At 72.1% G+C, this 3,354-nt stretch carries 4 protein-coding genes; 2 read left to right on the forward strand and 2 right to left on the reverse strand.

Annotated features, from left to right (window positions below; genetic code table 11):
- Positions 1-39 precede the first annotated feature (39 nt).
- Together ACWGL3_RS31720 and thiD are read right to left on the reverse strand one after the other, a co-directional pair.
- Positions 40-237, reverse strand: a complete 198-nt coding sequence (locus tag ACWGL3_RS31720) for a CsbD family protein (protein ID WP_452462144.1) — start codon at positions 235-237, stop codon at positions 40-42.
- Between the two features lie 134 nt (positions 238-371).
- Complete coding sequence (thiD, locus tag ACWGL3_RS31725) at positions 372-1,172, reverse strand: bifunctional hydroxymethylpyrimidine kinase/phosphomethylpyrimidine kinase (RefSeq protein ID WP_267946894.1); 801 nt, start codon at positions 1,170-1,172, stop codon at positions 372-374.
- Between the two features lie 243 nt (positions 1,173-1,415).
- On the opposite strand from thiD, the gene ACWGL3_RS31730 reads away from it, so the two are divergent.
- Positions 1,416-2,030, forward strand: coding sequence for a TetR/AcrR family transcriptional regulator (locus ACWGL3_RS31730; RefSeq protein ID WP_344182412.1), 615 nt, complete (start codon positions 1,416-1,418; stop codon positions 2,028-2,030).
- 31 nt (positions 2,031-2,061) lie between these two features.
- Positions 2,062-3,270 carry a DUF418 domain-containing protein gene (locus tag ACWGL3_RS31735; protein ID WP_267946892.1) on the forward strand — a complete coding sequence of 403 codons (1,209 nt, stop codon included), beginning with the start codon at positions 2,062-2,064 and terminating at the stop codon, positions 3,268-3,270.
- The last annotated feature ends 84 nt before the right edge of the window (positions 3,271-3,354 follow it).

The following is a 3,354-nucleotide window of genomic DNA, read 5'->3' on the forward strand; positions in this document are numbered from 1 at the left end:
GATACGCCAAGGTCACCACCGCCCCCGCATTACTATAAGTTACAACGGAGCCTTGGGTTTCTTGTCCGAGGTGAGGGCGTCCTTGGCCTTCTCACCGGCCTGCTTGAGCTTGGACGTGGTCTTCTCGGTCTTGCCCTCGGCCTGCCACTGCTCGTTGCCGGTGGCCTTGCCGAGGGACTCCTTGGCCTTGCCCTTGTACTCGTCGGCCTTGTTGCCGGCGCGGTTCTGCTCGGACATGTCAACCTCCTGCTGGGCATTCGGTCCTGGTCCCTGCCCTCACCGCTGTGGCGGCTCCCAATCATGATCCGCAGAAAAAATCTTCCCAAAGGGGACGAATTCTCCTGAAATCCTGGGTCGGGAGGCCGTGCGCGTCAGCCGCGCGGGGCGACCGGCACCACCGAGGCGAACGGGGCGTGCGTGGTCAGCCGCCTCTCGATCCCCTCGCGGACCATCGCCTTCGCGGTCGCGACGGCGGCGCCCACCTCGGCGCCCTTGGCCAGTTCGGCGGTGATCGCGGCGGCGAAGGTGCACCCGGCGCCGCTCACGCGCTCCTCGCCGATCTTCGGGGCGCTGAGGACCGTCACCTCCTCGCCGTCGAAGTACACGTCCACCGCGTCCGGGCCGGGGAGTTCCGTGCCGCCCTTGACGACCACGTGCTCCGGGCCGAGTTCGCGGATGCGGCGGGCGGCCTCGACCAGGTCGTCCACGGAGTCGATGCGCTCCATGCCCGCGAGGGTGCGCGCCTCGAAGTGGTTGGGGGTGATCACCGTGGCCAGCGGGAGGATCTGGGCGGTGAGCGCCTTGTCGGTGTCCAGGGCCGCGCCCGCCTCCTGGCCCTTGCAGATCAGGACCGGGTCCAGGACCACGTGCCGCCACGGCTGCCGCCGGAGGGCCTCGGCGACCACGTCGATGGTGTCGGGGGTGCCGAGCATGCCGATCTTCACCACGTCCAGGTCGTGGCAGGCGGTCGCCGCCTCGATCTGGTCGGCGATGACGTTCGGGGCGACGGGGACGAACCGGTGGCCCCAGCCGTTGCCGGGGTCGAAGGAGACGATGCAGGTGATCGTCCCCATCCCGTAGACGCCGAGCTCCTGGAAGGCCTTGAGGTCGGCCTGGATGCCGGCGCCGCCGGTGGCCTCCGATCCTGCGATCACGTACGCGCGGTCGGTCATGGGGGACCAACCTCCCTCTGTCGATGTGCTGTTGCCGGTCTCGGGATCCCTCGCGGGTTCACGAACCCGTTGTTATTGCATCACAAGCGCAGGTCCCGGGCGTTCGCGGAGTCCGTGGCGGGCGTCACGGGCGCCGCGACGCGGTCGCCCGGCGCCGGTGGCCGCGCGGTCCCGGGGGCGGCGCGGCCGGTCCCGGCCACGGGACCTGTCGCCATATTAAAAATAGTGTCGTATTATTTTTTCATGGCGAGAACGGCGGACCACGACGAGCGGCGACGACAGGTCGCCCGGGCACTCCTGCGCTCGGTGGGGAGGCGGGGACTGGCGAGGACCACCCTCGCCGACGTCGCCGACGAGGCCGGGGTGTCGGTCGGGCTGGTGCAGAGCTACTTCCGCACCAAGTCCCAGCTGCTCCGGTTCGGGGTGGAGTACATGTACAAGCAGGGCGAGGCCCGCCTCCTGGCACTCGCCGCGGGCGAGGGGCCCGCCACCGTCCGGGAGTGGGTCCTCCGCGCGGCGGAGACCCTCCTCCCCCTCGACGACGAGCGGCGCCTGGAACTCACCGTCTGGCTGGAGTTCCTGCCGGCCACCATGGCCGACGCGGAGATGTCCCGGCTGCACAGGGCCACGACGCGGCAGCTCGTCGACGCGTTCGAGCAGGCGTTCGGCGAGGGCCTGCGGGCGGGCGAGCTGCCGCCCGGCACGGGCGCCCGCGCGGAGGCCGCCGCCCTCGTCGCCTTCGTGGACGGCCTGACCGTGCACCACCTCGTCACCGGCGGGGACTTCGCCGAGGCCCCGGTCCTCGCCTCCCTCACCACCTACGTCGACCGGCTCTTCACGGACCCCGAGAGCTCGTGACCCACGTCCGACCGAGAGCTGGGATGTCCGCATGACCACGACCGATCCGCAGACCGGGACCCCCGCCCGGGCGGGGGCGCGCCTCCCCCTGCTCGACGTCCTCCGGGGCGTCGCCATCATGGGCACCCTCGCCACCAACGTGTGGCTGTTCACCGCCCCCGGCTCCGAGGCGAGCTTCCTGTTCGGGGCGCAGTCCCTCGGCACCCTCGCCGACTTCCGGGAGTCGCCGTCCGCGGCCTCCCTGGGGGAGGGGCTGTTCCTCTTCCTCGCCAACGGCAAGTTCCTCGCCCTGCTCACCCTGCTGTTCGGCGTGGGCCTGGCGATCCAGTTCCGCTCGGCGGCCCGGCGGGGGGAGCGCTGGCCCGGCCCCTACAAGTGGCGGGCGCTGTTCCTGTTCACCGAGGGCCTCGTGCACTTCACCCTGGTCTTCGCCGCCGACGTCCTCATGGGCTACGCGGTCACGTCCCTGGTGGTCGCCTGGCTGCTGACCCGCTCCCGGAGGGCGCGGGACGCCGTGATGTGGACGGCGGCGGCCCTGCACGCGGCCCTCATCGGGCTCCTCACCGCGGTGATGGTCCTCGACCCGGCCGCGGCGGGAGGGGAGACCCCGCCCGAGGTCGTGGACCTCTACGCCCACGGGAGCTACCTGGACCAGGTCGCCTTCCGGCTCGACCACGTGCTCCTCTTCCGGGCCGAGCCGATCCTCACCTTCGCCCTGATGGTGTTCATGTTCCTGCTGGGCGTGCGGCTGTTCCGCGCCGGGGCCTTCGGGGACGACGCCGCCGGCCGCCGCATCCGGGGCCGCCTGCTCGTGTGGGGCCTGGGCGTCGGGGTGCCGTTCAACCTGGCCACGACCCTGGCCGGGCCCGGGCTGGCCCTCCTGGACCGCTACGTCGCCGCCCCGGTGGTGGCGCTCGGCGTGATCGGCGCGGTCGGCTGGGTGCTGGACCGGGCGAACCCCGGGGGCCGCGCGGTCACGGCGGTGTCGTCCCTCGGCAGGACGGCCATGAGCGGCTACGTGGCGCAGAACCTCGTCTGCGTGCTGGTCCTCCACGGCTTCGGCCTGGGCCTGGCCACCCGCCTCGCCGATTCGGGCCCCTGGTGGGTGATGGGCCTGTGGGCGGCGCTGTGCGCGCTGCTCCTCACCGCCTCCACGCTGTGGCTGCGCCGGTTCCGCGCCGGTCCCCTGGAGGCCCTCCAGAAGGCGGTGCTGGCGCGGGCCCCCGGACACCGCCGCTGACCCGGCCCCTGTCTCTTATACCCATCTCACGCGGCCGACGCCGGCGGGCGGGGAGAGCTCGGTGGTCGCCGGAGCGGTCGACGC

The organism is Nocardiopsis sp. NPDC055824, from assembly GCF_053616335.1.

Coding starts and splice junctions, on each gene's coding strand:
- ACWGL3_RS31720 (WP_452462144.1), bottom strand. CDS start 237: ATGTCCGAGCAGAACCGCGCCGGCAACAAGGCCGACGAGTACAAGGGC.
- thiD (WP_267946894.1), bottom strand. CDS start 1,172: ATGACCGACCGCGCGTACGTGATCGCAGGATCGGAGGCCACCGGCGGC.
- ACWGL3_RS31730 (WP_344182412.1), top strand. CDS start 1,416: ATGGCGAGAACGGCGGACCACGACGAGCGGCGACGACAGGTCGCCCGG.
- ACWGL3_RS31735 (WP_267946892.1), top strand. CDS start 2,062: ATGACCACGACCGATCCGCAGACCGGGACCCCCGCCCGGGCGGGGGCG.